Source organism: Planktothrix sp., assembly GCF_046067725.1.
GTDB lineage: Bacteria > Cyanobacteriota > Cyanobacteriia > Cyanobacteriales > Microcoleaceae > Planktothrix.
The window spans coordinates 1-7409 of record NZ_JBJUDF010000232.1; the positions used below are offsets into that span (position 1 = coordinate 1).

Consider the following 7409-nt stretch of genomic DNA (forward strand, 5'->3'; position numbering starts at 1 on the left):
AATGCGGAGAGTTTCACGCCGATTTCCGGTACGATTATTCCGATTCCTGTACCAACACCCACCACACCGCCAACCCCAACTACACCGCCCACTCCAACCCCAACCCCGACTACACCGCCCACCCCAACCACACCACCCACTCCAACTACACCAACCCCAACTACACCGCCCACCCCAACTACACCGCCCTTACAGCCCCCCATTGCCCAAAATGACACGGTAAAACGAACCCCAGAAGGTGCAGTCACCTTTAACGTCCTGGCGAATGATAGTGATCCTCAAAATACTAATCTGACATTACTGAGTATAGGAACCATTGCCAATGGAAGTGCCAATATTTCTGCCAATGGAAATATTACTTATACTCCAAATCCTGGTTTTACAGGGTCAGAAACCTTTAGCTATACCGTTGAGAACATTTATGGCTTAACCGCTACGGCTCAAGTCATAATTAATGTTAATATTCCTCCCACATTAATCGTCAATAATGGGATTATTCTGGCGATCAATGACCAGGAAAATATCACCTCTGAAAATCTTCTAGCCACCGATCCCGATAATCCCCCCAATCAAATTTTTTACCAAATTACCCAAGAACCGGACTTAGGCAATTTACAAATTATTGGATCTACCCCTGAAATTATTAATTTAGGAGAGCGATTTACTCAAGAAAATATTAACAATGGTTCCATCGGATATAATTCTCGAAATGTATCAGGGGGAGATGAATTTTTCTTTGTCCTGACAGATAATATTGGCACAACCACTCAAAGTGCCTTTAGTATTACCATTGTTGATGATATTATTTCCGGTACCGATGGAGATGACGATATTACCGGGACTGGGCTGAGTGAATATATTAGAGGATTTGCTGGAAATGATACCCTCTTAGGTGCAGGCAACCGAGATGTTTTAGAAGGAGGAAGTGGACTCGATTCTCTCGACGGGGGAGAAGGAGATGATATTCTCAGAGGAAACGAAGAAGGCGATACTCTTCTCGGTCAAATTGGGAATGACTCTCTCTTTGGGGGTCAAGGAAACGACTCTCTCGATGGGGGTGCGGGTCGCAATACCTTATTAGGCGAAGATGGAAATGATACCTTAATTACTGGAGATGATAGTAACTTACTGTCGGGTGGTAATAATGATGACATTCTGATCAGTGGAATTGGAAATGATACCCTCTTAGGCGGAAGTGGAAACGACTCCCTAACAGCCAATGCTGGAGATGATTCTCTATATGGAGAAGATGGGGAAGACCTCATTTTCTCTGGTATCGGTCGAGACTTAGTGCTCGGTGGTGCGGGTAACGATACAATTAACGCTGAAGAGAATAATGACACCGTGTTTGGAGGGGATGGGAATGATTCTCTGATCGGTGGTGAAGGAGACGATACCCTGATTAGTGGTAACGGTGCAGATACCGTTTTAGCGGGAATTGGGGATGATTCGATTTTTGGGGATGCTGGAAATGATTCCATTGTGGCGGATGAAGGAGAGGATACGATTTACGCCGGAGATGGCTTAGATAGTGTGTTTGGAGGAATTGGCAACGATGTTATGTTTGGCGATAGTGGTAATGACACCCTCTTTGGCGGTGAAGATGATGATACAATCGCTGGAGGCGGAGGGGCTGATAGCTTAATTGGGAATGTCGGTAATAATTCTTACTACTATTTATCGCCCGCAGAAGGCGTTGATGTGATCACGGAATTTAATGTCACCGGTGATGATCGATTCCTATTTAGTTCCATTGGTTTCCCCGGTTTTACCACCGCAGAAGGAACGGTTGTTCCCTTACAAGGCATTATTATTAGTAATTTAGGTTCGGAAGGAGATGACATTAGTAATAAACAAGTGATCATTTTCCAAGATACCTTTGATAATGTTCAAGCAGTGAATGCAGCTTTAAAAAATCAAAAAGGTTCCAGTGATACGGCTGCTTTCTTTGTCTATCGCAATAATTTATCTTATGGTGGTTTCTCGGGTGCTTATGTGATGGGCTATGATCCCGATTTAAGTGATGATAATCTGCCTGCTTTTGATTTAGGAATTCTACCTTCAATCGATCCTACAACCCAAAATATTAGTACCTTAATTGGGCCTAGTGATTTTGTCATTGTCTAGTTAATTTGTAGGGGTGGGGTTTCCCCGCCCTAACAAGATCAACTATCAAGTGTCAACCATCAACCGTTAATATTCCCCTTATGACCAGTTCTATTATTAACACAACTCCTGCTACTTTAGCATTAAGAATTTCTGCCAGTAATAGCCTGTATAATACTGGAGATATCATTTTAATTTTTCCCAGAACTTTTGATAGCAAATTTGAAACATTCCCTGGAGAAGTTCAAGATTTAATCCCCCTATCGAATGGTGTCGGAACAACGTTACCGGGTGGAACAGGAGGGGTACTGTTTGTCCCTGATGAACCGATTTATGAAGCCATATCAATCGAAACCAATACACCCATCTATTTAGCTGAAACAGAAGACGGACAATTTCAAACCTTAGATGGTGAAACAACGGGAGAGATTCAAAGTGGCCCTGCTGGAAGTGTGATTTTCGTTCCCGATGGATTTACCCCTGAAACCCCCAGTCCCATAGCCACTCCCAGTCCCATAGCCACTCCTAGTCCCATAGCCACTCCCAGTCCGATAGCCACTCCCAGTCCCACAGCGACTCCTAGTCCCACAGCCACTCCTAGTCCCACAGCCACTCCTAGTCCTAGCCCCACTGAACCTGAACCAATTGTGATTCAAGGGGCAGGCACAGGAACAAAAGGCGATGATACGATCATTGGCAGTAATCAAAATGACACCATTTCGGGATTAGATGGAAATGACACCATCTTTGGTTTACCCGGTAATGACTTATTGCAAGGAGACGCTGGACAAGATCAAATTAATGGCAATGAAGGGAATGATGCCATTGTCGGAGGTGCAGACGATGATTGTCTGCGTGGGGGTCAAGGCAATGATTTGCTCTTCGGTGATTCGGGAAGTGATCTGATTTTTGGAGATAGAGATAATGATACCTTGAACGGGGGAGCCGAAGCAGATAGTTTGTATGGTGGCCAAGGCAATGATAGTATCCGAGGCGGTAGTGAAGATGACCTTCTCTATGGCGATAAAGGTAATGATACAGTATCAGGAGAACTCGGTAACGATAGCGTTAGTGGAGGAGATGGAGATGATATTTTATATGGCAATTCTGGTCAAGATTTCCTGAGTGGAGAGAGTGGAAACGATCAACTTTTTGGGGGCGGAGATAATGATAGTTTAGTGGGCGGTCAAGGAGTTGATGTTCTTTATGGAGATTTAGGAAATGATAGTGTTTCTGGGGGAGAAGATGATGATCAATTGTTTGGAAATGCAGGTCAGGATCTGTTAAATGGAGATATTGGGGCTGATAATTTATATGGCGGTTCAGGAGAAGATATTCTCAATGGGGGTAAAGGTCGAGACTTTTTATCCGGTGATGCTGATAATGATTTATTAGCCGGAGAAGCCGGAGTCGATACCCTCACTGGAGGTGCAGGAGATGATATTTTTGTTTTCGGTTATGTGATTACTCTATCTCCGAATGGCGGTAGTTTTATTACAGGAACCACCGGAGGAACCAGTGTTGAATTAGCGGATATTGTTACGGATTTTACAACTAATGATCAACTTGGGCTATCCGGTGGGCTCACTTTTCAAGATCTCGAAATTGCCCAAGGCCAAGCTAACAATGCCAGTAATACCATTATCAGAGATAAAAATACAGGTGAATTTTTAGCCGTTCTACAGGGAGTGAATGCCAGCACTTTAAGTGAGTCTAACTTTGTGCTTGATCCTACTGTCCCTCTACCTCCCACAACCCCACCCACACCGACACCGACCACCCCACCCACACCCACAACCGAACCGACACCAACACCGACACCGACCACCCCACCCACACCCACAACCGAACCGACACCGACACCGACCACCCCACCCACACCCACAACCGAACCGACACCGACACCAACACCGACAACCCCACCCACACCTACGTCACCACCCACACCCACAACTTCCCCAACAACCCCACCCACACCGACTCCATCTCAACCTACACCCCCCCCGGTAGAACCACCAACCCCGGCGGTTCTGCTGGCAGAAAATGATACGGTATCGGGGTTACAGAATACTTTGTTGGAAATTCCCGCGAGTGAAATCACCAGTAATGATAGTGGGGTCGGACTCATTACAATTACCGAAATTACTCAACCTTCTAATGGAACAGCCAGCTTAAATGAAGGTTTGGGACTGATTAGTTATACTCCTGATCAAAATTTTTCTGGTTTTGATACCTTTGAATATACAATTCGAGATGATAATGGTGCAACGGGAACAGCAACCGTTACGGTTGAAATCCTATCGATTAATGAGCCTCCTATTTTAGATCTCAATAGTGCTAAAACCGGGACTAATTACACAACGGTTTTTGTAGAAGGAACCACTCCAGTTGCTATTGCTGGAATTGTGAGTATTAGTGATGAGGATGATACAGAATTAACGTCAGCGACTATTACTTTAAACAATACTCCTAATTCTGAATTAGAAGGTTTATCCATTGAAGGAGAGTTACCTTCAGGGATTACCGCAGGAACGTATGATCCACAAACCGGAGTGATTCTATTAACAGGAGAAGCCCCAATTTCTAGTTATGAAATTGCTCTTTCTCAAGTGTTTTATAGCAATTTTTCTGATAATCCTGATCCTGCAAATCGAGTGATTAATGTTAGGGTCGCGGATAATGAAACTGATAGTAATCTTGCCACCAGCACGATTACAATTGAGGCGGTTAATGATCCGCCTGTCAATACAATTCCAGGCGCACAAATTGCCAATGGTAGCGAACCCATTGTTTTTAGTGCAACCCAGGATAATCAAATTTTAATGAGTGACCCCGATGCCAACGGTCAGTCTATTCAAGTAACATTAACCGCCAGTACGGGAACCTTAACCTTGGGTGCAACACCGGATAATGTAGATGTTACTGGGGATGGAACCACGACGGTTACATTAGTGGGTCGTCTGGAAAATATTAATAGTGCTCTTGATGGTTTAACATTCGCGCCTCCTTCCACCTTTAATACATCCGCTACCATTGACATTGTGACAACGGATAACGGTAATACTGGGAGTGGTGGCCCCCAAACAACCTCTAGCACCATTGATATTAATCAACCCAACCTACCACCCAATGCGGTGAATGATAGTCTCGAAGCAACAGAAAATCAATTATTGACGATTTCATCTTCAACTGTATTAGCGAATGATAGTGATCCCAATAATGATCCGTTAATTATTACTCAAGTCAGTCAAGCGACGAATGGAACTGTCACCCTGGATAATGGAAATATTCTATTTACTCCAGCAACTAATTATACTGGGCCTGCAAGTTTCCTGTATACCATTAGTGATGTTAAGGGTGAAACCGATAGCGCGACGGTTAATATTACAGTTAATCCCAACGAACCTCCAACTTTAGACTTAAATGGTAGTCAAGCTGGAAATAATACCCAAGTAACCTTTGAGCAAGGACAACCTGCTGTTGCTATTGCTGCGGCGGGGAATATTGTGATTACTGATCCCGACAATACCACGATTCAATCAGCAACCATTACTATAACAAATCCAGTGAATGGCAATGCAGAAAGTTTATCCGTTAATGGTGTGTTACCAACAGGTATTACCGCTAGTAGTTATAACAGCACCACTGGCATTTTAACGTTAACGGGGAATGCCTTACTGAGTGCCTATCAAACCGCCATTGGACAAATTGTTTATAATAATACGGCTAATCTTTTTAACCCCACAAACCGCACGGTAGAGGTTCAAGTTAATGATGGAACGGATAATAGTAATACAGCCGCGAGTCTGATTACGATTATTCCTTTAAATCAGCCCCCCGTTGCCGTTAACGATGGCCCCATATTCACCAATAATGGCATTCAATTCTCGATTTTTCCGTTGGATAATGATAGTGACCCCAATGGAGATGTTCTGACGCTGACATCATTAGGTGATTTATCCAATACTCAGGGATTAATTACTTCAGGGGTGTCGTCAGTTCAATACAGCCGTTTGGGAAATGCGACGGGGGTAGATAGTTTTAACTACAATATCAGTGATGGTAAAGGGGGAACAGCGACGGGTTTAATTACTGTTGAGTTATTACCCGTAGCGGATGCTGATGCTAACTCAGTAACGGGAGGGAGTTTTGGCGATAACCTCAATGGTCAAGGAGGGAATGATACCTTAGTGGGTTTAGGAGGAAATGACAGCCTGCGGGGAGATAATGATAATGATAGTTTATCCGGTGGAAGTGGAACCGATCTTTTACAAGGGGGAACAGGAGAAGATACCCTTCAAGGAGGTTTAGGAGCAGATAGTTTAACAGGAAATGCAGGAATTGACCAATTCCGTTATTCCAATGTTAATGATGGGGGAGGTTCAGAATTTAATGCCAATTCCAAGAGTCAAATTCAATCTCAAATTGGAACAGGATTATATGACACGATTACAGATTTTGAAGGTTTAGGGGCTGCGGTTGGGGATAAAATTAATTTTGCCACAACAGTAATTGCATCTTTTAATAATATTGCCACAACGGTACAAACCAATATTACAACGGATGTTATTCCAGGGACAAATCCCGGTTTATTTATCTTTGATGATGGCAGTAGCACCTACCTCATTTATGATGGAAATGGCAATAATACAACGGGAAATGATTCTCGAATTTTGGCAAAATTAGAAGGAATTACGGGAATAGAAACCTTAGATGTTAATGATTTTGCCGGGATTGCTGACTTAAATCGTTCTCCAATTGTTCAAGGGAATAAAACCGTTGATGTGACCGAAGATGTGAATCAAAATTTAGGGATAACCTCTCCGGTTGACCCAGATAATGATTCGTTAACAATTACGGTGGATAATATTCCTAATAGTAGTCAAGGAATTATTCGGATTACGGGTCAAACTGAAGCGATTACTATTGGTCAAACTTTAACGAGTGCAGAAATGACTCAGTTAGAATTTGTGCCAAATACTAATGTTAATGGTGCGGCTGGGGTGTTTTTATATCGTGTCAGTGATGGTCAAAATCCGGCGGTTACTCAAACGGTAACGATTAATATTAACGCTGTAAATGATCTTCCGGTGGCGGTGAATGACGGCCCAATTTTTACTAATAATGGCATCCAATTCTCGATTTTTCCCTTGGATAATGATAGTGATGTGGAGGGAGATGTTCTGACGCTGACATCATTAGGTGATTTATCCAATACTCAGGGATTAATTACTTCAGGGGTGTCGTCAGTTCAATACAGCCGTTTGGGAAATGCGACGGGGGTAGATAGTTTTAACTACAAT

General features: G+C 43.2%; 2 protein-coding genes. Both read left to right on the forward strand.

The annotated features are described in order from the left end of the window. On the forward strand, positions 1 to 2127 hold a 2127-nt coding region (locus ACKPEB_RS14265), incomplete at its 5' end, for an Ig-like domain-containing protein (RefSeq protein WP_408965592.1). 80 nt (positions 2128 to 2207) lie between these two features. Next, on the forward strand, positions 2208 to 7409 hold a 5202-nt coding region (locus tag ACKPEB_RS14270; protein WP_408965593.1), incomplete at its 3' end, for an Ig-like domain-containing protein.